Source organism: Xanthomonas sp. NCPPB 4467, assembly GCF_041475665.2.
Classification (GTDB): Bacteria; Pseudomonadota; Gammaproteobacteria; order Xanthomonadales; family Xanthomonadaceae; genus Xanthomonas; species Xanthomonas dyei.
The window spans coordinates 196,967-221,962 of the sequence record NZ_CM191260.1; the positions used below are offsets into that span (position 1 = coordinate 196,967).

A 24,996-nucleotide genomic window follows, 5' to 3' on the forward strand; every position below is an offset into this window, starting at 1 on the left:
CAGCAATGCAATTGCATCGCAGGATCGTGTTACGCAACCTCGCCGCCACCGCCATGCTGGCGGGGCTGTCGCTCTGCAGCACGCTGGCCCTGGCCGCCGACCCCGTCTACACCGTGGCCAAGCAGGGCAGCGCCGGCTACCGCACCGTACAGGCCGCCATCGACGCCGCCGTACAGGGCGGCAAACGCGCGCAAATCAACATCGGCGCGGGCACCTACCAGGAACTGATCGTAGTGCCGTCCAACGCACCGGCGCTCAAGCTCATCGGCGCCGGCCCCACCCAGACCATCATCACCTACGACAACTACGCCTCGCGCATCAATCCGGCCACCGGCACCGAATACGGCACCTCCGGCTCGTCCAGCGTCATCATCGCCGGCAACGACTTCACCGCCGAAAAACTCGCCTTGGGCAATCACGCCGGCCCGGTCGGGCAGGCAGTGGCGGTGCGTGTGGATGGCGATCGCGCTGCGTTCCGCAACGTGCGCTTCCTCGGTTACCAGGACACGCTGTACCTGCGCGGCGCCAAGCTGTCGTATTTCCTCGACTGCTACGTCGAAGGCACCGTGGACTTCGTGTTCGGCGCCGGCACCGCGCTGTTCGAAAACGTGCAACTGCATTCGCTGGGCGATGGCTATCTCACTGCCGCCTCCACCCCGCAGGAAAGCGCGCGCGGCTTCGTGTTCCGCAATGCCCGCGTCACCGCGGCCAGCGGTGTGTCGCGCGTGCACCTCGGGCGCCCGTGGCGGCCGTATGCCAGCGTCAGCTTCATCAGCAGCCAGCTCGGCGCACACATCCTGCCCGAAGGCTGGAACAACTGGGGCAACACCGCCAACGAGGCCACTGCCCGCTACAGCGAATACCAGAGCAGCGGCAACGGCGCCAACCCGTCGCGCCGCGTGAAGTGGTCGCGCCAACTCACCGCTGCGCAGGCCGCCGCGCTGGACCGCAACACCATCCTGGGCAGCTGGAGGCCGTTCTGATGATGCGCTTATCGACACTCGCATTCACGACCGCGTTGCTGCTGGCTCCGCTGTCGGCCATGGCCGACAAGATCGCCGACAACATGTTGCTGCTGCAGACCGCCTCCGGTGGTTGGTCCAAGCAGTACAAGGGCGTGGCGGTGGACTACACGCGCACCTTTACCGCCGCCGAAATCGCCGAGCTGCAACAGCCCGGGCGCAAGGACGACGCCACCATCGACAACAAGGCCACCACGTACGAAATCACGTACCTGTCCACCGCCTTCAAGAACGAAAAGAACGCCAAGTACATCGCTGCCGCACGCCGTGGCGTGGACTATCTGCTCAAGGCGCAGTACGCCAACGGCGGCTGGCCGCAGTTCTATCCGGACCTGTCGTCCTACCACCATCAGATCACCTACAACGACGATGCGATGGTGCGCGTGCTGAACCTGCTGCAGGACATCGGCGAGGGCAAGGGCGACACCGGCGCGCAATTGCGCAGCAGCCACGGCGCACGCGCAGTGCAGGCGGTGACCAAAGGCCTGGAATGCGTGCTCGCCACCCAGGTCAAGATCGGCAGCACGCTCACCGTGTGGGGCGCGCAGTACGACGAGGTCACGCTCAAGCCGGCCAAGGCACGCGCGTACGAGCTGGCCTCGTTGTCGTCCAGCGAGTCGGTGAGCATCGTGCGGTTCTTGATGCGCCAGCCCAACCCGTCGGCCAAGATCAAGACCGCCGTGCAATCGGCCGGTGTCTGGTTCGACACCCACCGCATGCGCGATCTGGCCACCAAGAAAATCGACGACCCCAACCAGGAAACCGGCAAGGACGTGATCTTGGTCGCGCAACCCGGTGCCTCGTTATGGTCACGCTTCTACGACCTGCAGAATCAACGCCCCCTGTATGCCAACCGCGACGGCAAGGCCTTGACCGACTACATGCAGGTGCCCAACGAACGCCGCGTGGGCTATGCCTGGCATGGCACCTGGCCGGACAAGTTGTTGAAGGACGAGATTCCCAAGTGGAAGGCCGCAAACGGGCTGTAGTGGACGCAGCGATCGCAACTCCGCACGCGGCGCACGCTGGCGCGCGCAGCACGCAGGCACGGCATGTACTCTCGTACGTGCCGGCCCGCGTGCTCGCCGCCAAGCATGCGCCGCGTGCCGCGTTGCGGTGCCACGTTGCAGTGTCTGTCGCCCATGCGGTGCGGCAGTGGTTTTGAAACAGACGAGGTGCGTGTGCTGAAGGTTTGGATGGGTGTGTTGTGTCTGATCGCGCTGCCGGCAAGTGCGGCCACTTCCACGGCTCCGGAGTTGCTGTTCCGGGTCTCGGCCGATCGCAGCCTGGAGGCCGATGTGGCCCGCGGCGATCGCGTGCCCAACTTCCGCGACAAGATCGCGCTGGTGCCCACCGGCAAACGCGGCAATGCCATCGAATGGGCCGACGACGGCGTGCTGTCGTGGAACGCGCCCGGCAACCTCTACACCCAGCGCGGCACGCTGAGTTTCTTCTGGCGCTCGCGTTACCCGGTGGGCGAAGCGCCCTTCGTGATCTTCCGCGTCGGCTACGCCGACCACACCAGCTGGGACATGGCCTGGCTGCGCATCGACTGGAATGGCCACGGCTTCGATGCCTTCGTCACCGATGCCAACCTTGTGCGCACCCGCGTCTCCTTCAAGCTGGATAAAAATCCCGCTGCCAGCGACTGGACCCACATCGCCTTCGCCTGGGACGAAACCCGCGGCGTGCGCCTGTACGTGGACGGCAAAGAGGCCGCACGCGTGGAGTGCGGTGCGCCCTGCGCCAACGGCGGTGCGCTCGACTTTGATGCCGCACTCGACCAATTCGGCCTCGCCGGCCGCGTCATGTCGCCGCATCAGGTGCAAAGCCGCTACAACTTTTTGCGCGGCAGCGATTTCGATGAGATCCGCATCTACGACCGCATGCTCGATGCCAACGGTGCCGCCGCACTGGCGCGCCTGCAAGAGCCCAGCACCGCCGAGCCGCCCACCCAGGCCGCGCAGAGCGCCGCCTTCCTGCATCGCTTCGGTTGGGACAACGGCCATGCACCGCCCGTGCTGGACGCACCGGTCACCAGCATCCGCAAGGTGGAATTCACCGACGCGCGCGACCTCAAGCAATGGATGTGGAAGGCCACCGACGGCATCGCCGAAACCACCTGGCCCGGCGTCTACAACCGCTCGCGTCTGCCGGGGCGCAACGACTATTTCCAACTGCCCGACTGGAACACCTACGTCGAAGGCGGCAAGGCGCTGGACCTCACCCTGCCGGACGAGCCGGTCAACCGCATCGAGCTGCGCGGCGCCGCCTACGGCCAGGCCAGCTATGCCGCGCCCAACGCCCCAGCGCAGCCGCTGTTCGAGCGCAAGCAAGGGGTGGTGCGCAGCGTGGACCAGTTCGCGCCGCGCCGTGGCGGCACGCTGCGCTTTGCCAACACCGCGCAGGAAACCCCTATCCAGGAAATCTGGGCCTACAACGTGCAACCGGGCGAGGTGCCCAAAGGCAGCGCGCAACTCAGCTACACCGTGCGCAGCGACATCCAGCCCGACTACGACAACCTCGCCTCGCTGCGCGACTACATCGCCGGCCGCTACCCCTTGAGCGAGCGGCAGACCGTTATCGCGTTGCCCACCAAGGCACCGGCCCGCAAGCGCCCCAGCGACAAGACCGTTGCAGGCGCGCAGCACCCCATCGTGCACATCCTGGTGCCGTCCAGCCTGGGCGACCCGCCGCCGGACCAGGCGCTGATGCGCAGCTGGTCGTACGGCTGGGAAAACATGCACGACGGCCTGGACGGCATCGCCATCACCCTGCCGGCGCTGAACCTGCCGGCCACCCACAACGGCAGCATCCCGCTCAACATCCGCATCAAAGACCCCATCTGGCCCGCACGCGACATGATCGATGTCTCGGTCGCGGTCACCCCCGGCCAGCCGCGCACGCTGTGGCTGGACCTGCGCGACCGCATCCTGAGCAACGACAGCCTGATGCTCAGCATCGCCGCCGCCGCGCACGGCTTCGATGCCAACGCACTCGACGGCACCCAGTTGCAGCTGGTGTTCAAACCACGCGCCGAGGCCATCACCGAGCACGTCGCCGACCGCTTCAATCAGGTCAAGGACAACTGGGGCTTCTTGGTCGAAGAACACACCACTTCCAAGCGCCAACTGCTCTACAAGCGGCTGGACGCCGACATCACCGACCTGCTGCGCGCCGACCCGGACCACGCCCTCGGTCGCCAGTACTGGAACGACATCAGCTATGCCAACCAGGGCACGCTGCCTGTCGAGATGCCGGCAGTGCCCAAGGGCGTGCCGGCCTGGGCGTTCTGGCAGCTGCAAGACCTCAGCGCTACCCGCCGCTACATCCACTGGTGGATCGACCAGCGCCAGGTGGCCTACGGCGATTTCGGCGGCGGCATCTCCGACGACTCGGACCTGGTGCAGCAGTGGCCCGGCGTCGCCCTGATGGGCGTGGACCCGGACATCCTCAACGCCTCCATGCTGGCGCTGTCCGATGCCAACTACCGCGACGGCATGTTCACCAACGGCCTGTCCACCATCGAAACCGACGAGCTGCATTCCTACGAGGAGGGCATCAACCTCAACAGCGCCCTGCTGTATCTCAACTGGGGCGACCCGCGCACCGTCGAGCGCCTGATGGAAACGGTGAAAGCCTTCGACACCATCATCCAGGTCAACCCGCAAGGCCACCTGTTGTTCGCCAGCAACTGGTTCGGCGGCCGCAAGGTCTACCGCGAGCCCAACTGGCAATGGCAAAAGCCGTATTCCTTCCCCATCGTGCACCCGGCCATCATCCTGGGCGGCTTTAATGCCGACCCCAACAGCCGCCGCATCGTCACCGGCCTGGCAGACGGCTATCTCGCCCATGCCTACACCAATGCCAAGGGCAACTGGGCCCTGCCCAACGAGATCAACTGGCAAACCGGCAAAACCCGCGGCGGCGAACTGTTCGAAGGCAGCGGCGGCGCCGACACCTTGCACACCTTCTGGGCCGCCTACCGCTTCACCGGCGACGAGCGTTATCTCAAACCGATCAACTACCGCGTCGCCAACAGCGGCCCCAATGGCCTCTCGCTGCTCAACGAAAACTTCCTAGACGTCATGGGCAAACGCAGCGACTGGAGCGGCAAGCTACTGGATGCAGCAAATAAAGACGACGGCAGCGCCCCGGACTTCCCGCACTTTGTTGCCTGGGAGCAAACCGGCAACCTCGATTATCTCGCCGCCATTTACCGCAGCGAGGCAAGAGAGAAACTGCAAAACTTCTACATGAACACCGAAGGCCACTGGTGGAGCGACCGCGTCGAATCCCCCACCGTCAACCTGCAACGCGCCCGCCTGGGCGGCGTCGCCCTCAAACGTAATCAGACTTATCCCGGCCACACCGTCAGCTGGCGCTTCGCCGATCCAGAGGCCGCCACGCAAGTGGCCATCGCCATCCCCGCACCGCAGCAAGACCGCTTCACCGTCATCGCCTACAACACCTCCAGTAAACCTCAGCGTGCCAGCATGACCGGCTGGAACGTCGCCCCAGGCCAATGGCGCGTCACCCAAGGCGTGGACCGCGATGGCGACGGCAAGCTCGACAGCCCAGCCAAAACGCGCGAAGTGGCGTTCGAAAAAAGCGCGGCCATCGACATCGACTTCCCCGCAGCCCGCACCACCGTCCTGCAGCTCGAACGCATCGCAGCCACCACCCCGGTCGAACTGCGCCCGGACCTGGGCATCGGCCACGGCGACGTACGCATGACTGCAGACGCCATCGAAGTGACCGTGCACAGCCTCGGCCACGCGGATGCGCCGGCCGGGTTTGTGGTGTTGGCGGATGGGCGTGGGAAGGAGCTGGCAAGAGCCGCGTTCCAGGCGCTCGCAGCACCACGCGATCTGCAGCCAATCACCACGCAGGTACGCCTGCCGCTGCCCAACGCGACAAATCTAAAAGCCGCACAACTACGCGTCATCACCGATGGCAACGTCGCAGAGATTACCGACCTCAACAATACGCTGCCTCTACCAACCCCAACCACAGCACCAACGACAAAACACAGCCCATAAACCAACACACCAATCCCTTCTCCCGCACGCGGGAGAAGGTGCCCGAAGGGCGGATGAGGGCAAAGCCGATAAAGCCAACGATCACTCGCGCAAGCGCATTGACGCAATCCAAAAACTCGGCGAGGATCAAAACACGCAGCATGTAACGCAGCCGCAAAGCCACACATTTCTTCAGGGGGAAGAAACAATGTTGAGCAAGGCATGGAGCATCGTGGCACTGATTGTGGCCGCACTCGGTGTGTTTACCCCAACAGCGCAAGCGCGCGTCAGGGCCGCCGGCACGCACCACACCACCAGTCACGGCGGTCACTACAGCGCAGGCCACGGCGCCTCGCATAAGGGTGGCAGCTACCGCAGCACAAGTACCAACAACCACTATCGGCGTCACAAGTCCTAGCAGGCCTCAAGCCAACGCCACTCGGAAGTGCAGCGTAATGCAAGAACTAGGACGCGAAGAATGCGCTATCAAAAACTCCTGAAACTGCTGGCTGGCCTCGCCGGTGTCATGCTCGCGGCTGCAGGCGCACTGCTGATAGCGCTGGTTTTGGCTGGAAAAGTGCGCGAGGGTGAAACCGGTACCCTGATCAGCGGTATCGGATTTCTCTTGGTGGCCGCGCCTGCGCTAGCAACGCCGTTTTCTATCCGCGCAGCCAAGCGATTGCTGATGCTGACACTGTGCTGCCTCGCGGCACTCGCGATCTGGCTTTCATTTTGGCCGAAAGAGGGTGTGATACCGACGCCTCAGCTGCGAGTCGCTGTACTTGCGTTTCCGATGCTTCTGATGTTCCGCTTGCTCTTGGCTCGCCGTCGCAAGATGACGAAGCTTAGTACCGACAATTGATTCGAACAGCTGCCACGACGTGGTGCCACTCAATTCAAGTACTAGGAAAATCGATGAATATGATTCGTGTCACCTCGTCAGCCATCAGCGCCATTGGCTACGACCCGGCTACTCTACGTATGAAGATCCAGTTTGTGCAGGGAGATACGTACGACTTCTGTGGTGTGCCAGCACATATATTCCAAGGGCTTTTCATCGCAAATTCTAAAGGTCGCTACTACAATGAACACATTCGGGATCGATACCAATGCTGATTAAATAATTTCGAAAGTCGGGAAGTGGATTTTGTCAATGGTTAAGTAAGAAGATGACGTAATTTACCAGGGATAACAGTCCGAAATGAAGATCCGATCCGTTGGCATCAAAAATTTCCGTGCGTTAAAAAACGTAACGATTCCTTTTGATTGCGTAACGACTTTGATTGGACCAAACGGTACTGGCAAGTCCACCGTACTCCGAGCGCTCGACTGGTTCTTCAATGGCAAGCCTGGTTCGCTGACAGCGAATGATTGCTCCTTTGGAGCAGCTGACGAAGACATTGAGGTTCAAGTTACCTTCGAAGACCTCACGGAAAAAGATAGGGAGGCGCTCGGGAAGTATGCGCCAGACGGCGTTACTTCGTTCACTGCGTGGAAGCGCCGATCGCCTGATTGTATCGACGTGCTTTCCGCCAATGCCAAAGGTTTTCTTGATTTTAATCCAATTAAGGGAGCAAGCAGCGCCACGGCCAAGAAGGAACTGTACGCGAATCTCCGACGTGAGCGTCCTGAGCTTGAGCTTCCAGCAGCAAATACTGGCCAGGCTGTCGATCAAGCGATGACAACTTGGGAGGCAGCCCACACCGCTCAGCTTTTGGATGCGCCCGAGGCATTGCAGACCAACTTCTTTGGCTTCAATAGTGGCGGCAAGATGGGCGGACTCTTCGACTTCGTTCTGGTAACAGCAGACCTTCGTGCAAGCGAAGAGTCAATCGACGGGAAGGCAAGTATCATTGGGCGAATTCTTGAGCGTTCGATTGATCGCACTGCTGCTGATGAAGCGATAGCAGAAATCGTCGCAGATGCGCGCGCGAAGCAGCAGCAGTTCTATCAAGATAAATTCAGAGAGCAGCTTGGGGCTATCACAACGCAGCTCAACGAAGTCGTTACAACTTATGCGCCAGGCCGGACAATTACTGTTTGTCCGGCTGAAGTCGAACTCAGGGCACCCCGCACAACATTTGATGTGGCAGTACTCGATGGCACCACGGAAACAGCAGTGGAACGTCAAGGACACGGCTTTCAACGCACGCTACTGATCTCCGCTCTACAACTTTTGGCGCAGTCGGGTGCAGCCTCAGCCGAGGGAGTGATATGTCTGGCAATTGAGGAGCCAGAGCTCTTCCAGCATCCTATCCAGGCACAGACTTTTGCAAAGGTATTAAGATCGCTTGCAGACGATTCGACTAAGCGCATTCAGGTAGCCTACGCGACGCATAGTCCTTACTTTTTAGAAGCGCGCTATTTCCACCAAGTCAGGCGGCTGACTAGATCGACAGATGCGGTGCCGGTTGTAACGGTTCATTTTGCTACTATCGAGGGCGTGAAAGAAAAGCTGGATGGCATAGTAGATGGTGGCGTAGTTGATCGCAGACTTGACCATAATGTAGCTGATCAACTTTCCATAGCTCTGTTTGCGAATCGAGCATTTCTCGTGGAGGGAACAACCGAATCAGCTGTATTTTACGGCATTGGGGATAGAAACTTTCCCGGGAGTCTTGAGGCAGCAGGAATTTCTATTGTTTCTGTCGGTAGTAAAGCATCGATTCCGCTTGCTCATGCGATTTTGAAATCAGTTGGAGTGCCAGTTTATGCGCTTTTTGATGCCGATAAGGGATTTGAAGATCGAGCCAAAGAAAATAATAAAAGTCAAATTGACATAGATAAGGAAAGAAGAAATCACGCAGTAGAAAACCGTAAATTGCTGCGCTACTTCCAACTTCCTGAAGAGGATTTTCCTGATGCGGTTAACTCTGATTTGGTCGCAATATTTGAAGATCACCTCGAAGGATTTTTGCATTTTAGTTGGCCGGAGTGGGCAGCTGCTTGCATTAGCGTCGAGGCAGAGACAGGGCTAAATCTTTCAAAAAATCAGCTCGCTTACCGAGCAGCAACACTTCGTTCCGGAGGCATGGTTCCGGAAATGCTGACGAATATTTTAGTCAGGGTGAAGGAGGTGCGATAACCGAAAAACAGGGCTAAGTTGAATTTATAAGTTATCCTGGACTTCTTCTAGAATTTAAAAAAATTATCTATAGATACGTAAATTATATGAAGCGTCTAAATGTACCTATTTTGTACTGGCTGGCTCCAGCATTTGTAATATTGGTTTTCACCGCCAATTTCTGGTTACTTAAAAATAATCCCGAAAAGGGGGTGCTAGGCGATCTTTTCGGTGCATCAAATGCGATATTCACCGGGCTTGCTCTTTGTGCCGCAGCAATTGCAGTGCATCTCCAGTCGGTTGAGCTTGCTGAGACTCGTAAAGGACTTGCCACGGCAGATGTGGCGCAATCGAAAAATTTACTATTGCAAAGAGAAATACTTGAACTTGAGCGTCTTAACGCAATTGTAAGTATAAAACTTAAGAGGGCGCAAATAGATGCATCGCTCGCGGAGAATGGTCGGGTCACTACTGTGTGGTTTGATGATGAGATCAAGGAAATAGAGGAAAGAATTCTAGGTAAAAAATGAAATCCTAAGGTAGGATTTTCTTAAGAAGGACGTTGACCAAGAGCGGCGGGAAGCTTCATTTAAGGAAGATCGGGACAAATTAGACTGATCTGCAACGATCGATCAACTAACCGAGGGGATGATTTCGATGCAGCTGACTCTCGGCGACGCGGAGCACGGCGTCAAGCTCAAGCAGATGCGGCGCGAGGTTTTCCTGTGCGAGATGGATCAGGTGGTGCCGTGGAAGGATCGGAGAATAACGGGAGCAGGTTGAGGTTTTGGTGGAGCGAGTCGGGTTGACTTCATTAGTGAACCCGACCCTGAGGTTTCCCCACATTTCTTCCTGCGAGATCAAGTACTTGCTGGATCAGGATGTGGAAGAAGGTGCGCGCATGGTGCACGCTTCAAGGTGACTAAGCCAGAGAAGAGTGCCGACCATGCGCGCCAGCGAAGTATTGCAGAAATGCCTGTCTCACTCACTCTCTGGCATGCATGCATTACGTCGACGCGCCTTGCTTGGCGCGGTTGAGGCGCTGTTGCACGGAGGCCGGCTGACCTTGATCGACATTGCACGCGCATGGCCAGGCGCGAGGCGGGTACGTGCGCCCCTCAAGGCATGCGACCGCCTGCTGCGCAATCGCACGTTGCAGGGCGAACGATCCGTGATCGAGCGGGACATGGCGCATTGGCTGCTGCGCGGCGCGCAGCCGGTGATCGTCATCGACTGGAGCGATCTAAAGCCGGACAAGTCATGGTGTCTGCTGCGCGCAGCCGTGCCGATCGGTGGGCGCACGCTCACGTTGCTGGACATGGTGGTTGCTGGGAAACAGCAAGGCTCGCCTGGTGCGGAGAAGCGTTTTCTGCAACACCTCAAGGAACTGATTCCAGACGATGTGCGTCCAATCCTGGTCACGGATGCCGGATTCCGCACGCCGTGGTTTCGCGCGGTCTCGGCGATGGGCTGGGATTGGGTCGGGCGTCTGCGCGGACGCACGCAGGTCAAGCCGCAAGACGTGCCCGATGATGCAGCGCAATGGATCGATAGCCGACGCTTGCATGGGCTGGCGTCCAACCGTGCACACGCATTGCCACCGATGCAGGCCAATCGCAGCGATCCACTCGATTGCCGTCTGGTGCTCTATGCCAAGACACCGCAGGGACGTCAGCAACGCAATCGACGCTCACCTGCCAAGGTCTCGCGCGCATCATCAAGTTTGAAAGCAGCAGCGCGTGAGCGCGAGCCGTGGCTGATCGTCGCCTCCCCACAACTGCAAGCGCCCAGCGCAAAGCAGTTGGTCAACCTGTACGCACGAAGGATGCAGATCGAGCTGGCATTTCGGGATCTGAAGTCGCATCGCTACGGTCAGGCGATGGAAGACAGCCTGACCCGTCGCGGTGAGCGCTTGCAGATCCTGTTGTTGCTCAATACGCTGGCCACCTTCGCCAGCTGGCTGGCAGGACTGGGCTGCGAAGCCACCGGCATCGCGCACTGGCTGTCGCCCCGCAACAGTCAGCGCAAGCTCTACTCGACACTGCGTGTCGGCCGCGAGGCGTTGATCCGACGTTGGCCCATGGAACCTGTCTCACGCTGGCTAGAACGCTTGCGCTCACTGCCCGACGCAGTGCGCGAGCAGATGACCCTGGTACCTTAAAAACGTGGGGATACCTAAGTGCCTGCTCCGATTTCAGTGGCGGGTTAAACTCAAAGTTCCATTGAGAAGTTTAAGCACATGCAAGAATCAATCGATCTGCCGCCTATCCCGGAGTTGCGTCGCGTGACGCAATCACTCGCCATGCTTGATGCGATTCTTAGCCCGGAATGGGATTGCCGCTACCACAGCTTCAATAGCGCATGGGCGGCGAAAGCGGAAATGGCATCAATGCGCAACGGGTCTGGCGATGAGTGGTTCTTGCTCCTGGACCAGACGGGCGCAGCCATCAAGGGCTTTGCCCATGAAGTTGCAGGCGGCTCTATCATTCCACAGGAAATTCGAGCCCAAGTTCCGGCCGAGTTTTCGTCTTTTCTCAATGAGTCCGCGTTCTCAATGCAACACGCCACGTTCTGCTATTGGCGTAGAGCAGAGGACAGTGCCTGGAGCAAAGTTCTCGGCAGTCTTGATGATGACGGAGCCGATGAAATGCTGTGGTTGCTTGTCTCCGGGCCCCCCGGTTACAAAGAGTGGGCTGAAGACTACTTTGAGGTTCCGGTAGCGCTTGATGCAGTGAAGGCGTTATTTGCTCATCAGCCTCTCAGTGAGGCCATCATCCTGAGGCTCAATCCAGAGGCGGACATCGATTTTACGTGCGAGCAGGCGCGGGAGATAGGATATCCTTAGTGACACTGACCTTCCTGATACTCGCGCTAGCTCGGCGTGGCGTGCTACTGATGGGTGTCTAAAAATCTTACGTACTTCCGTGCTATGGGGCTGGCATTAATATCTTGATGGATAGTGCGAGCCGATGGCGCGGCCAGAGAATCAAGGACGTAGGCTTATGAGGTTAGTTCGAAAGCTGCACTTAATTTTATTTTCAACGGTACTTATCGCCGCTTGCGTAAGAGATGCAGATTTTCCCTCATGCGATCCTGGGTTGAGGCGTTTAGGTGACGTATCGCCACTTGAGTTGCCGCACTCATCGAAAAAGTACCGCGGTCGAGTTGACCTGGTTTTTGAAGTCACTGGAGATGGAAAAGTTGTAAATCCCCGTATCTCGTTCTCTAACATCCATTTCCAGGGCGAAGATGCCTTGCCTCAAGGCGAGTACGAGGAGGTTCTACTCGCCTCTGTACGCGCCTGGAGATTCCAGCCACCCCCTATGACCTGTGTGATGCAGAGCGGAGCATGGTTTGACTAATTGCCATGATTAACTTCCGCAACAATCTGCAGTGCGTTGGGGCGGTTCGCTGGCATGTAGATGGTCGGCAACCGGCAGTAGTCATCACCGTTGCAAGTTGCGGTAAATTTCGTGCTTTCCCCTTATTACGTTATTGCCGGGCTTCGCTCATCGCGCTTGTCTTCGGCGTCACCACGCAACGCTGCGTCGCTGGGCAAGCTTCATCCAGCAAGCTGTGGCACACTCAGTCAAGGCGCCAGTGTTGGGGAGAATGGTTGCACCATCCAACACGGTGCTGCGCCAGCACCACCACATCGCCCTTCACCACGTAGCTGCGTTGCCTACATGCCGCCTCGCCCTTGCCGGGGCAGCCATCGCTGTCGTTGAGCAGGTATAGACGTGGCACCACAACCTTTGCGAGTGAAAATGCTGACGGGCTGCTGGTGAATAAGCCGTTGCGGCACACTGCCGCGTCGGCATCGCTGGGCGCGGCGTGCGCGATCGCCGAGACAGCCAACAGAACCATAACCAGGCCTTGTGCATCGCGATCACTCATCAGGTGGAGCACTAGTGTGGCCTAACGCCGGTGTGCGTTGTACATCGTGTGCTCGTGCACAGGCCGTTGTCGTACTCGGCAACAACCTCAAGGATGTGCGCAACCTTTGCAGCAACCAACTTACGATCTTGCAGACGACGATTGCTACCTGCCCATCTCAGATCGGCAGCGCACTCAGCTTGCGGCGCAGATAATTGCTGATCGCGCGGCTGGCGGATTTGCCTCGCCACGACGCCCAGCACAGGTACAAGCCTACGGTGCGTTCGCCGCCGCGATGTCCAAGCCCAAACCAGGTGCGATCGGGAGGAAACGCGTCGCGTTCGGGGCAGTGGATATCGTTGTAGTACGAGTGCAGCTAGGAAGCCTCTGAGACCCTCGCAGTGCCCGATACTCTTAGACCATCTGGTTGACCGCTAAAGCGTTCGGATTCGCTGGGCGCGTAGTCGACGGTCAAGAATTTCGTTCATATATCAATAGCGTCCCGATAATGATGATGCATGACTGACTCGCCGGACCGAAAAGATCGCAGCTGTGGAATTTCTGGTACACATATTTTGGTACCGTTGTGCACGGAATGCTGAAGGCAAACCACAGATGCCTGCGCACGCGTGCGCAAAGTTACAGTGATACGGAGCTTAGTCGATCACCACATAAGAACCTGATTTCCTGTTAGAGAAAAGTTTATTGAGTGCCAGATAACCGCGCCTGACACGCAGGTGCAGCTCGCCAAGCTGGTGGCTCGCATGGTCCATCGTAACGATATTTTTTTTCCATCATGCATCGTTGTAAAGAATCAAACGCCTCGTTATTTCTTTCCATAAAGCTAGAATTGCTTTCGTTAGCTCTGCGTTGAGCGTTGATGTAGCCTCCGCGCTCATCTCCACCGCACTCTAACCAAGCGTTCTTCAGATCGCCGGCTTGCATCTCAGTATTGCTCCAGTAATCTCTGAGGGGAGTCGCGTGATACAAAGCCTTCTCCGCCTCCTTGTCGCACAGCGCAAGTGGTGTCTGTGGTCCACATATGCGTCCGTTTCCAATAACGCAACCGGAAATCTGCAGGATTAGTAAAATAAAGATTGAGCGAACTATGATCACAGAGACCCCGATACAAGCTTTGAAATTGCATTCCAGACATCAGGCGGAAGTGCTTTGGCCATGGCAAATGGTGCTGCTACCGGAATAGCTGCTACCGTCCATGCCTCGTGAAATATTTTTACAGCTGCAGGTCTATCGCGAAGCGCGTTTCCCTGGGAATCGTATAAGCCAGCCAATTGGCCGCCTATCATGTCGTGCGGACCGGCAAACTGTTCTATCAGTTTATCCTGCCACGAACCTGCAGCGTATGGCTTGCCTACCAAGGTCCCCTGTATTCCTTGAATACCTCCGGTGAGTCCGCCCAACTTCTTACCTTCTTTACTATTCAGGAATTCTGAAAGAGACTTGCCAGCTGTCTTGGCGTCCCATTGAACATAACCGTCGACGATTGCCAATGAACCATCCGGATTTTTCAAGCAACGCCCATTATCAGGCCCGCACAGCGCATCCAAGTCGATTCGGGTGCCTCCCAATTTATACCTATCATTATCAACGCCCACACTTGGGCCATTCTCATTGTTAAGTACATTCGGGTCTTTTGACGTGGGATCGACGACTGCAGCACCGGGATCTATGACGCCTGCAAACGTCGAAGAACTCTCTTTCATTTTTTCACGCATCCAGTCTGCGGCAGAGCTTAACCCTTCTTTAGAGATAGCTCCAGTCGTCGATCCTGTCACCGCGCCAATCAGGATATTCAGCATCTTTTCTTGCGTCTCGATTTCATCCAGCTCAGTCGCAATTGCTGCAACTTCTTCAGGGGTCTTCGCTTGCTGCTCACGTTTGCTCAACGCATCCTTTTTAGAGCCTACATAACTGTTCACGGCACCGCGGGCCTGTTCAGTGAAGGTCGCAGTGATCTGTGCCTCGTTACGTACTTTTTCTGCCAAGGCAACAGGATCCCAATTCTTTGTCAGAGCTGCTGCGCTGTCCCCGGTCAATACATCGCGATTCAGTCCTGCAAGGACTGATTCGACACCTGCGCCCGTCAGCGCGAGTTGCGAGTTGGTATCGGTGATGGTTAGTGCCCCTCCACTGATGCCACTGCTTGTCACGCTTGTTTCGCTTCCTTTCTCGCTGGCAAAGCCAGGTGCCCCCAGGCTAGTGTCATCGCCAAAGTTCTGGACTGCCCACGTACTTCCCTTGTCGACAGTAGAGGGAGTCTGACTCCCGGGATGTGTCTCTTTGTCGTTGCCTTTTTTGCCGTCAGAGCTGTATCCACCCGAGAGGCTGATGCCCTTGGCCTCATAGCGACTGGTGTTGGTGATGTCGCTCACCGTGAGCGTACCGGTCTGCAGGCGGTTGACGCCGACGTCTACGGCCGCCTGGGTGCTGGCGATCACGCCGCCCTTCAGGTCTGTATTGCCGCCCACGCGGATGTTGAAGCCGCCATCGCCGGCCTGGATGCCGCTTTGCTCGGTGACGCTGGCGAAGTCGCCATTGACCTTGTTGCTGCTATAGCTGGCGCTGGCACTGAAGCCAAGACCGAAAGTCACGCTGCCGCCGATCGCCTTGTCCTTGCTGGCATAGGTGCTGGTGTCCTGCAGGCTCTCGATGGTGAGGTCGCCACCGATGTCGGCCAGCACCGTGTCGGCGGATAGCACCGCGCCCTTCAGGGTGGTGTCGTTGCCGCTGATGATCGTTGCGGTCTTGCCCGCCGACAGATGGCTGTTGCGCTGGGTCATGTCTTCGCCGTCCGCCTTGCCACGCGAGCCGCTGGCACTGGCGGTAATACCGGCGGCCATCCCGTCTGGGCCGTAAGTGACCGCCACGCCGATCGCCGCGCTCTTGCTCTTGCTGGTGCTGTGCTGCTCGAAGGTGTCCTGCGCTGCCTCCAGGGTGATGTTGTTGTCGGCGGCCAGCAGCAGGGTGTTGCCGGCTTTGATGTCGCTGCCGCGCACCAGGAGGTTGCTGTCTTGGCCACCGCCGGTGGCGATCAGGTTGACGTTGCCGCCGGCCTGCAGCGTCGAGCCCTTGGAAGTAGAGCTACGCTGCTTGGTCTCGCTCTCGCTCTGGCTGCCGCCCACCGTGACCGAGATGCTGACATTGGCCGCTTGTGCGGCGCCCTTGGCGGTGTCGGCGTTCATGACACTGCTGGCGGCCTGGCTTGCGCCATAGGCGCTGTAGGCTGCCGAAGCGCCCGCTAACGCCTGCATGCGCGAGTCGCCTTCGGCCTTCTTGCCAGCCTCGCCACCGTTCACTGCTGCCTGGGCGAGATTGAGCGCGGCTGCACTCAACGTCACCGACAAACCGCCTTGCTTGAACTCGGTACGCTGTTCGCTGCTTGAGGTGTCATGCACCTCGGTGATGGCGATGTCCTTGGCCTTGGCGGTGATGTCGCCCTGCAGCGCCATCACATCGCTACCTGTGATCGCCAGTGTGTTGCCGGCGACCAGGGTGACGTTGCCCTCCAGGCTACCGACCGTGGTGCCGGTGTGGCTGACATCGGCGATGTCGGCCTCGGTCTTGACGGTTTGCTTGCCGATGGTGAAGCCGATGCCGCCGCTACCGAACAGGCCGGTTTTCACCGTCTTTTTGTCATGCGCTTCGCTATGCGTGCTCTGTGCTGTTTCCAGGGTCAGGTTGTTGCCTGCCGCCAGGACGACGTCGCCGGTGCCGACGATCTGCGTACCTTGCGACAGCAGATCATTGCCTGCCGCGACGGAGATCCGCTCGCCGCTGAGCGAGCTGGTCATCGCCAGGCTGTCATGGCTCTCATCATGTGTCGTGACAGTCTTACCAGACAGGGCTTGCTTCTTGCGGACCTCCTTCTCCACCACCGCATCATGCTGCTCCTGCGTGGCGAGTAGCGTGATGTCGTTGCCGGCCGCCAGCGCGATGCCGCCGGTCTGGCTGGCCGCTGCGGTGGAGGCCAGGGTGAGGTCGCGGCCGGCCTGCATGACGATATCGCCGCCGGCACCGAGCTGGGTGCCGCGCACGGTTTCGTCGTAGGTCGAGGTGGCCAGCGAGTTGCTCTTGGTGACCGTGCTGCGATCGCGCGAGCTGCTGTCCACGGCCGCGACGCTGTTGATGTCGCGCCCGGCCTGCAGAGCCAGGACCTTGCCGGCACCGACCTGCGCTGCGGTCAGAGTGAGATCGTTGCCGGCGGCCAGCACCACGCTGCCCGCGCCCTGCACGGTGGTGCCGAGGTGGGTGGTCTCGCTGCTGCGCTGGAAGTTACGGCCGTTGGCGGTGGTGTCTGTACTATTGGAGAGCGTCTGCGTGCTGAGGGTGAGGTTGTTGCCTGCCACCAGTTGGGTGACGCCGTCGGTGCCGGCGTTGCGAATCTGCGCCGCCTGCAGGTTGACGTCGCGGCCTGCCACGACCGACAACACGCCGTTGCCGTTGGCACCGGTGACGTACAGGCCGGCCACACGCTCAAGTTGGGTGGTGGTGTATTGGTGATAGCCGCCGCCGCTGAGTGTTTCCACGGTGGAGGCAACGGTGATGTCGCCGACCGCCTGAACGCTCAGCGCATCCACTGCACTGACGCTGGCGCCTTCGATGCGGATGTCGCTGGCCGAGCGCAGCCCTACCTGGTCGCCGCTGATGCTGCCGCCCAGGTGCTCGATGCGGCCGGCGTCGATGGACACCAGCTGACGGCCGGCAATGGTGCCGGTGTTTTTCAGGCCGCCGGCCAGGGTGACGTCGACGTTGGCACCGGCTAGCAGCGCGCCGCCGGCGTCCAGGTCGCCGGGGCGCAACCGCAGGTAGACCTGCGGTACGAGGGCGGTGGTGGTGCTGCCGTCGGGCAGGGTGACGGTCTGCTCCACCAGCCAGACGATGTCGCTGGTGAGCTGGGCCATCTGCGCGTCGGTCAGTGCTACGCCCGGACGCAGGTTCCAGGCCTTGCCGACGGTGGCGCCGGCATCCAGCAATGCCTGGTACTGGGCTTCGTCGCTCTTGTAGCCTTCCAGAAAACGCCGGCCAGTGAGTTGGCCGATCTGCTCGCGCACCAGCTTTTGTTCGTAGAAGCCATCGCCCAGGCGCTTTTGCACCGCATCGGCGGAATACCCCATCTGATTGAGCAGATAGTCCGAGCCCAGCCAGCTGCGGTAATCGGCGAACTGCGGGTCGGTTTCGACCAGATAGTTGCCGCTGGCGGGCCTGAGCGTGAACAGGCTGCCGCTGGGTGCGCGGGTATCGGGCGTGCCCATTGCGATACGGTCCGGCGAGCCGCCGGCCGCATCGACCACGCGTGCGCCCGTCACCGGGCCGCTGCTCCCGACGCCGCCGACGTTGCCGGCGCCGCTCTGTCCTGCGGTCTGCGTTGCCGCCGCCAGCGCGCGGTCGGCGGCATTGGTCGCCACGCCACCCGGGCCGGCAATGCCACCCATGCCGGTGCCGGTGGGCGCTGCTTGCGACCCGCGAATATTGAGGTTGGCAACTGCTGCGCCATCGCGCACGTTGGGTGCGTCGCGCCCCTGGTTGAGGTTGCTCACATCGCCGACATCGATGCTCAGCGTGCCGCCGCTGGTGAGCTGGCTCCCGATCTGGCCAATCTGCTCGGAGATGGAGGGATTGCTCCAGCTCCGGGTGGTGCCGTTGTAGGCGGTGGTGACGTTGCTGAAGCTATGTGTGCGGAACAGGGTGTAGGCGAGGTTGGTGATACTGGCGGTACGCGTCAGCCCGGTGATCGCCAGATCGCCGCCAGCGGCGATGCGTGCGTATTCGTTGCGTAACGCATCGGTGCCGATCCGCAGGGTGCCGCCGGCCTGGATGACCGCCTCTGGTCCTGCACCCGGCTGCAATACATCTTCGACCACGGTACGGGTGGCCATGCGATAACGCTCGTTGTCATTGAGCCTGCCGCCACCGGTGCCCTGCGGATTCATCAGGATGTGATCGGGATCGGTATAGGCGAACTGCGCCCATAGCTGCACGCAATTGGTGGTGCAGTTGCCGTAGGCGTTGGAGTACTGCAAGGTGTCGCTGTTATAGCGAAACGCCGGCGAGCCGGGCTGGATCTGCGACAGCTCTCGGAACGGGTCGTCCGCGCCCGCGGTCACCTGGTCCGGATTGACCTGGTTGTCCTGGCGGCCGGTGTAGTAGATGGTCAGCGTGCCCGATTGCGAATTCAGGCGCGATCGTTCGCCCGTGGCTTGATACATGCCGCCGCGTGCGAAGAAATAAGCGCTGGTCTGTGGCGTGACGCGGATGACCGCGCGACGCACCTGGTAGCCGTCCGGGGTGGTGTAGGGCGTGTCCTCAAGAATATCGTCAGGACTGAGATAGTAGATCTCGAGGGCCGCGTAATTGCTGGTCGAACGAATATTGGACGTGTCGTTCTCGCCGTTGTTACGCCAGGTCGGCTGATCCAGGCGCACCGGCGCCAGGGTGGTAGTGGTTTGAGTCACCACCACGTTCTGGCGAATATTGTTGACTGTGGTCGCTTGCAGATCGAGATCGCCGGCTACGTCGATCACAGCGCCCAGGTTGTCGATCTGCCGTGCCACGCCGGTGGCCAGGCGATTGCCATCCAGGCTGCCGCCAATGGCGGCATCGCCATCGCTATAGATCAGGCCACGATCGGTATTGGTCAGTTGACCCACGCCCAGGTCCAGGCGCTCGCGTGCGGCCACCGTGGCCACGCGGGTGACGCCGGCAATGGTTTCGGCACGGTTCTGCAGCAGACCGGCGGCGATTGCGACGTGGTCGCCATACACGCGTCCGGTGCCGACGTTGTCCAGCGTGGCGGCTTCCAGGTGGGTCACCGCACCATCGATCAGCCCGCGGTTGACCAGCTGGCCGCCGGTCTTGATGTGCGTGATGCCCTGGCTGCTGATCTCGCCATTGGCGGCGTTGTCGACGTTGCGCGCAGCCAGGTCGAGATTGCCTGCACGCAGGATGCCTTGATTGGACAAGTCGCCATCGGTCTGGATGGCCAGGGTGCCGTTGGCGCTCATCTCGCCGGTGTTGGTCAGGCCTTCGCGCAAGCTGAGGGTGAGATTGCTCTGCGACTGCAGTTGCCCGTCGCCGCTCAGGTTGCGTGCGGTCACGCTCTGGTTGCCGTCCGACCGCAGCAGGCCGGCGCTGTTGGCGACTGCATCGGCACGCATGTCCAGGCTGCCGCCAGAGGAAATCTGGCCGCCTGCATTGTTGAGCGATGACGTCAGTTGCAGGTTGCCTGCAGCGTCGGTGATGACTTGTCCTTGGCGGTTATCCAGCGATTGCGCCTGCAGCTGCAACTGCCCGGCCTGCAGACCCAGTGCGCCGGTGCCGCGCGTGGTGCGGTTATCCACGGTGGACGCATGCAAGGTCAGTACGTTGCCTGCAGCGACCAGGCCCGCTTGGTTATCGAGCGCACCGTTCAAGGTCAGGTCGACGTTCTGCCCCGCCTGCAGTCGGCCACCGACGTTATTCATGCTCGTGCTGGTGAGCGCGAAATTGCCTGCGGCGCTCAAGGCCCCAGCGGCGCTGTTATCGACGCTGGCGACCGTCAGGCGTGCATCGCCTTGCGCAAACACCGCACCGCCACGGTTATCCAATGCACCGCCATCTACCTGCAGACGGCCGCTGGCGAGAATGCCGCCATTGCTGCCGGAGCCGGTATTGGTAATCGCTTGGCCATTGGTTTGCAGCAACAAGGCTGCTTGCGACTGCAGTCGACCACCGGCGTTGTTGAGTGCGCCGCTGCGAATCTCCAGCGTGCCGACCTGGCTGCCGATGGTGCCGCCGACGTTGTCCAGCAGTTGCGCCCGCGTATCGACCGCCGCGCTGCCGCCGATGATGTTGCCGGCGCGGTTGGAAAGACCGGCCGCTTCCAGGCGCAGTGCGTTGGTCGCCTGGATGGCGCCGCCGTTGTTGCCCATGGCGTTATCGGTGACGAGCGTGAGGTCGGTACCGGCGACGACGTTGCCGGCCGCGTTATCGAGGGTGCCGGCATCCAGGACGAGTTGAGCTGCACTGGACACCACACCCTGGCTGCGATTGTCGAGCAATCCGTCCACGTCCAACTGCAACATGCCGCCGGCTGCGTGCAAGGTACCGGCCTGGTTGTCGATGCTTGCAGCGGCGACACGCCCGTCACCGGCCAGCAGGATCTTGCCCCGCTGGTTGTGCAAGGCGTGGTCGATGTTCAGCATGGACTGCCCCGCACCTGCGGCCTGCAGCGTCCCCTGGGTATTGATGAGCGTCTGTGCGCCGATTGCCAGCACACCGTTGCCTCCGATGGTGCCGCCGGTGTTGTCCAGCGTGTTGCCAACGCTCAGCCGCAGCTGCTGGTTGCCGCTTGCCGACAGTTGGCCGCCTGCGGTGGTGAGGTTGCCGGTGTCCACTGCAATGGTGCGTGCAGAGGTGGTGGCATTGCGCAGATCGGTGCTCTGGCCGGTCACGTGCAGGCTGCCGTTGCTGATCAGCTTGCCCGCGTTGCCGGCAAGTGTCTGTGCATCGATCTGCAGTTGGCCGCTGCCTGCGTGCTGGATCGTGCCCTGTGTGTTGTCCAGCACATCGCTGGTCAGCGACAGGTCGCCATTGCCTGCAATGGTGCCGCCGGCATTGTTCACTACATTGGCGCGGAGAGTGCTTGCCGTGCTGCCACTGGCGACGATGCGTCCGCCGCGGTTGTCCAGGGTCTGTGCCTGCAGCTCCACGCTGTCTGCACCGATGGTTGCGTCACGGTGATCGATCGCGGTTGCTGCCACCGACAGCGCGCCGCCGGTCACGATGGTGCCCTTGCTGCCGTCCAGCCGTGTGACGGCGATCTCCAGACCACCGGTACCGGAGTGGCTGAGCGTTCCGTCCTGATTGATCAGCCGATCTGCACCGATGTGCAGGGTATTGCCGTTGCTGGCAATGCGGCCGTTTGCATTGTCCAGTTGCCCGCCGATGTCGAGACGGCCGCCGGCGCTGCCAGCGGCCACCAGGGTTCCGCCGCGGTTGGACAGTGCCGCTGCCTGCACGGCGAACGCGCCGTTGCCGGCAATAGCGCCGCCATCGTTGTTGAGCGCACCGGTCAGGGTGAGGCGCAACGCATCGGTACCGGTGGCACTCAGCTGGCCGCCTGCGGTGCTGAGGTTGCCGGCATCGACAACGATGCGCTCGGCCTGGGTGGTGCTGCCGGCGCCAAGAGCGAGGTCGCCGCCGTCCAGCTGCAGCGTCCCCAGGCTGAGCAATTTACCGCCTGCGCCCTGGAGCGTATCGGCGTCGACGTTCAAGGTGCCGGTACCGGCGTGTTCGATGGCGCCGCCACGGTTGTCCAGCGTGGAGGCACGTGCGGTGAGGTTGCCACTGGCGGCGAGGCGGCCGCCCTGGCTGTTGTCCAGCAGATTGCTTGCAGTGACCTGCAATGCAGCGCCATTGGCCGCAACGACCGTGCCGCCGCGATTGATCACGCTGCCGGCTTGCAGCTGCACCGCGCCATTGCCGGAAATCGTTCCGGCGCTGTTGTCCAATGTGCCGCCCACGACCAGGGCGGCCTGTTCGCTGCCTGCCGCCAGGATCGCGCCACGCTGGTTATCGACGGAGCCTGCAACGATGTTGATGCCTGCATTGCTGGCAAGATTGCCATCGCGGTTGTCCAGGCTGTCGCGCACGGTCAGTCGCAGCGCCTGATCGCCCAGCGATGTCAGGCGGCCGCCCGCGGTACTGAGCGTGTCCGCAGCGATGCCAATCTGCTGGGCGGACGTGACGCCCTGCGCAAGATCGATGCGCCCGCCATTGATCGCCAGCCCACCGTTGCTGATCAGGCGTCCTGCGCGGCCCTCGAGTGCGGTGGTATCGATGGTCAGCATGCCGCTACCGGCCTGCTGAATCTGGCCACCCGCGTTGCCCAACGTGCCAGCGCCAAGACGCAGATCGCCATTGCTGGCAATGGTGCCGCCATCGCCGTTGTCGAGGCGGTCACGGACTTGCAACGTCGCCGGTTGAATGCCGGTCGAGAGCAGCGCGCCACCACGGTTATCGACGCTGGTTGCCTGCAGGTCGAGCTGTGTGGTGCTTACCGTGGCATTGCGGTGATCCACCGCACCTGCGCGCCAGGTGAGCGCGCCCGGTGTGGCGATGCTGCCGCCGGCACCGGACCAGTCCTGCGCCGACAACGTCAGACCTTGCGTTCCGGCGTGTTCGATGCGGCCCTGCGCATTGACCACTGCCTGTGCGCTGAGTTGCAGCGCTGCCGCATTACTGGAAATTACGCCGCCCTGGTTGTCCAGCAGCCCGCGCACCTGCCAGGCGGTCGCCGCACCGCCGGCATGACGCAGTTCACCGCCTCGATTGCTCAGCGCCTGTGTGTCCAGACCGAGTGTATTGGCCACCGTGAGGCGGCCCTGGTCGTTGACCAAGGCGCCAAGCTGCAGATCGGCATCGCCATAGACGGCGAGCGTGCCGGCGCGATTGCTCAGGTCGCCGCGTGCGCTGAGTGCGGACACGCCCAACCGCCCGCCACTGTTGTCCAGCCCATTTGCAGCAGACAGCGACACCAAGCCGCCTCCGTTGATGCGGCCACCATCGTTGTCCATCAGGCCGGAGACGGTCAGCGCGCCTGCGGCAAGCGGCACGATGCCAGGCGTCGGCACGCTGACGGGAGGCGGTGTACCGCCGTTTCCACCGTCGGTGCTGCCATTGTTGCCGTTGCCGCTGTTGTCGCCACCGGTGCCGGGCGTTGCACCGTCGCTTGGCGCGACGGCGGCGATTGCGCCGATGCTGCCATCGGCACGGTTACGCACACTGCCGGCATTCAATGCCAGTGCCTGCACGCCGGTCTGCTCGATAGTGCCGTTCTGGTTACGTAATGCAGCCGCATCGATCTGTAGCCGTTGCGCATTGAGCACGCCACCGCTGTTGTCCAGATCGGCCACTGTGGACGCGCGCAATTCGCGCGTGGCGCTCAGCGTGCCGGCATTGGCGATACCGCCAGTTGCGGTGATGCGCGTGTCTTGCCGCGATTGCAAGGCACCGGTGTTTTCCAGCCGGCCATCTACCGTGACGACCAGTTCGCCGGCTTGCGCACCGATGTTGCCGGCATTGCGCACGCCGACGCCGCGTTCGTTGCCGACCAGCCAGATCTTGTTGGCAAACATGCCGCCCAGCGCGCCGACGTCCAGTGCGAAGGTGGGTGCCTGACCGGTGGCGGCCTGCGGCGCGATGCGTGCCTGGTCGGCACTGACCACGTTGTTGCCCAGGCTGGCCTGCAGCTGATTTGCCCAGATGCCGGCGTTGACCTGCAGCGAGCGGGTGATCAGATCGGTGTAATCCGCGCCGCTGGTATCCAGGCCCGCACCGCCCACCTGGATGGCGCCGCCGGTCACACGGTAGCCTTCCAGCGCCCCGCCGGAGAGGATGGGTGTGCCGGTGGTCAGCGTCACCCGGCTGGCGTTGAGGAACCCGCCACCGTCGACCTGGATGCCGGCTGGATTGGCAATAATCACTTCTGCGCGAGGCCCGGCGACTTCCACGTAGCCATTGAGCCGGCTCGCCGGCCCGTTGACCTCATTGAGAATCACCCTGGCGCTGCCCGTGGCCAACCACGGGTTGCCCTGCACCCAGCCGCCCATTTGGGTCTGTGTCTGTCCACGGGCATTGTTGAGGATGGCGCCTTCGCGGCCGACGTCGAACTGCGAATAGCGATTGCGCGACACGCCTGCGGCCGACGGCGTGGTGATGTTGACCATCGGCACGCCATTGGGAGCGGTCAGGACCGTCGGGCGCTCGCCACCTGGCGCGGCTGGATCGGCCACGATACGGCCAGCCGACTGTGCCTGAGCAAGGTCGATGACACCGACCAAGCCTAGCGCGCACAACATCGCAAACTGCAGTGGCTCCATCGTGAGCCTGTGCGCGCGCGTAGCGGCAACACCCGTGCTGCCACCCGGTGCACGGACCAACTCGGATGCCACTTGCCACACGCGCAGCGCGCGGTTGAAGACCAGACGGTAGACGCGATTCATGTCACTAATCC

General features: G+C 61.1%; 11 protein-coding genes and 3 pseudogenes. 11 read left to right on the top strand and 3 right to left on the bottom strand.

Going from position 1 to position 24,996, the window contains the following annotated elements:
* Nucleotides 1-5: 5 nt before the first annotated feature.
* The 11 genes and pseudogenes from ACCQ06_RS00785 (at nucleotide 6) to ACCQ06_RS00835 (ending at nucleotide 11,952) form a co-directional block, all read left to right on the top strand.
* Nucleotides 6-983, top strand: coding sequence for a pectinesterase family protein (locus ACCQ06_RS00785; protein WP_104616027.1), 978 nt, complete (start codon nucleotides 6-8; stop codon nucleotides 981-983).
* Entirely contained in the window at nucleotides 983-2,011 is a 1,029-nt protein-coding gene (gene pelA / locus ACCQ06_RS00790; protein ID WP_316689879.1) for a pectate lyase, read from the top strand. The genes ACCQ06_RS00785 and pelA overlap by 1 nt, the downstream gene beginning before the upstream one ends.
* A gap of 207 nt (nucleotides 2,012-2,218) precedes the next feature.
* Nucleotides 2,219-6,064 (top strand): LamG-like jellyroll fold domain-containing protein, encoded by a 3,846-nt coding sequence (locus ACCQ06_RS00795; RefSeq protein WP_316692468.1) that lies wholly within the window; start codon nucleotides 2,219-2,221, stop codon nucleotides 6,062-6,064.
* A 187-nt stretch (nucleotides 6,065-6,251) separates the two neighbouring features.
* Nucleotides 6,252-6,461 carry a hypothetical protein gene (locus ACCQ06_RS00800; protein ID WP_316689880.1) on the top strand — a complete coding sequence of 70 codons (210 nt, stop codon included), beginning with the start codon at nucleotides 6,252-6,254 and terminating at the stop codon, nucleotides 6,459-6,461.
* Between the two features lie 60 nt (nucleotides 6,462-6,521).
* Nucleotides 6,522-6,905 (top strand): hypothetical protein, encoded by a 384-nt coding sequence (locus ACCQ06_RS00805; protein WP_316689881.1) that lies wholly within the window; start codon nucleotides 6,522-6,524, stop codon nucleotides 6,903-6,905.
* A 53-nt stretch (nucleotides 6,906-6,958) separates the two neighbouring features.
* Entirely contained in the window at nucleotides 6,959-7,159 is a 201-nt protein-coding gene (locus tag ACCQ06_RS00810; RefSeq protein ID WP_316689882.1) for a KTSC domain-containing protein, read from the top strand.
* A gap of 85 nt (nucleotides 7,160-7,244) precedes the next feature.
* On the top strand, nucleotides 7,245-9,128 hold the full coding sequence (locus tag ACCQ06_RS00815) for an ATP-dependent nuclease (RefSeq protein WP_316689883.1): 1,884 nt from the start codon (nucleotides 7,245-7,247) through the stop codon (nucleotides 9,126-9,128).
* 86 nt (nucleotides 9,129-9,214) lie between these two features.
* A complete protein-coding gene (locus tag ACCQ06_RS00820) occupies nucleotides 9,215-9,637 on the top strand; it encodes a hypothetical protein (RefSeq protein WP_316689884.1) in 423 nt (140 codons plus the stop codon).
* A 127-nt stretch (nucleotides 9,638-9,764) separates the two neighbouring features.
* Nucleotides 9,765-9,863, top strand: a pseudogene (locus tag ACCQ06_RS00825) (IS5/IS1182 family transposase); the annotation flags it as partial.
* A 190-nt stretch (nucleotides 9,864-10,053) separates the two neighbouring features.
* Nucleotides 10,054-11,268 carry an IS4 family transposase gene (locus tag ACCQ06_RS00830; RefSeq protein WP_316686182.1) on the top strand — a complete coding sequence of 405 codons (1,215 nt, stop codon included), beginning with the start codon at nucleotides 10,054-10,056 and terminating at the stop codon, nucleotides 11,266-11,268.
* Between the two features lie 78 nt (nucleotides 11,269-11,346).
* The gene (locus ACCQ06_RS00835; RefSeq protein ID WP_316689885.1) at nucleotides 11,347-11,952 is read left to right on the top strand and encodes a hypothetical protein; all 606 of its coding nucleotides are present in this window, start codon (nucleotides 11,347-11,349) and stop codon (nucleotides 11,950-11,952) included.
* A 776-nt stretch (nucleotides 11,953-12,728) separates the two neighbouring features.
* Here the strand turns inward: ACCQ06_RS00835 and ACCQ06_RS00840 are convergent.
* From ACCQ06_RS00840 to ACCQ06_RS00850, 3 genes and pseudogenes are all read right to left on the bottom strand, one after another.
* Nucleotides 12,729-12,991 (bottom strand): annotated as a pseudogene (locus ACCQ06_RS00840) (hypothetical protein); the annotation flags it as partial.
* Nucleotides 12,992-13,161: 170 nt separating this feature from the next.
* Nucleotides 13,162-13,347: pseudogene (locus ACCQ06_RS00845) on the bottom strand (hypothetical protein); the annotation flags it as partial.
* A gap of 748 nt (nucleotides 13,348-14,095) precedes the next feature.
* On the bottom strand, nucleotides 14,096-24,985 hold the full coding sequence (locus tag ACCQ06_RS00850; protein ID WP_316689886.1) for a hemagglutinin repeat-containing protein: 10,890 nt from the start codon (nucleotides 24,983-24,985) through the stop codon (nucleotides 14,096-14,098).
* Nucleotides 24,986-24,996 lie beyond the last annotated feature (11 nt).

Excerpts from the sequence above, each read along its gene's own strand:
- ACCQ06_RS00785 (WP_104616027.1), top strand. The coding sequence starts at position 6 with ATGCAATTGCATCGCAGGATCGTGTTACGCAACCTCGCCGCCACCGCC.
- pelA (WP_316689879.1), top strand. The coding sequence starts at position 983 with ATGATGCGCTTATCGACACTCGCATTCACGACCGCGTTGCTGCTGGCT.
- ACCQ06_RS00795 (WP_316692468.1), top strand. The coding sequence starts at position 2,219 with ATGGGTGTGTTGTGTCTGATCGCGCTGCCGGCAAGTGCGGCCACTTCC.
- ACCQ06_RS00800 (WP_316689880.1), top strand. The coding sequence starts at position 6,252 with ATGTTGAGCAAGGCATGGAGCATCGTGGCACTGATTGTGGCCGCACTC.
- ACCQ06_RS00805 (WP_316689881.1), top strand. The coding sequence starts at position 6,522 with ATGCGCTATCAAAAACTCCTGAAACTGCTGGCTGGCCTCGCCGGTGTC.
- ACCQ06_RS00810 (WP_316689882.1), top strand. The coding sequence starts at position 6,959 with ATGAATATGATTCGTGTCACCTCGTCAGCCATCAGCGCCATTGGCTAC.
- ACCQ06_RS00815 (WP_316689883.1), top strand. The coding sequence starts at position 7,245 with ATGAAGATCCGATCCGTTGGCATCAAAAATTTCCGTGCGTTAAAAAAC.
- ACCQ06_RS00820 (WP_316689884.1), top strand. The coding sequence starts at position 9,215 with ATGAAGCGTCTAAATGTACCTATTTTGTACTGGCTGGCTCCAGCATTT.
- ACCQ06_RS00830 (WP_316686182.1), top strand. The coding sequence starts at position 10,054 with ATGCGCGCCAGCGAAGTATTGCAGAAATGCCTGTCTCACTCACTCTCT.
- ACCQ06_RS00835 (WP_316689885.1), top strand. The coding sequence starts at position 11,347 with ATGCAAGAATCAATCGATCTGCCGCCTATCCCGGAGTTGCGTCGCGTG.
- ACCQ06_RS00850 (WP_316689886.1), bottom strand. The coding sequence starts at position 24,985 with ATGAATCGCGTCTACCGTCTGGTCTTCAACCGCGCGCTGCGCGTGTGG.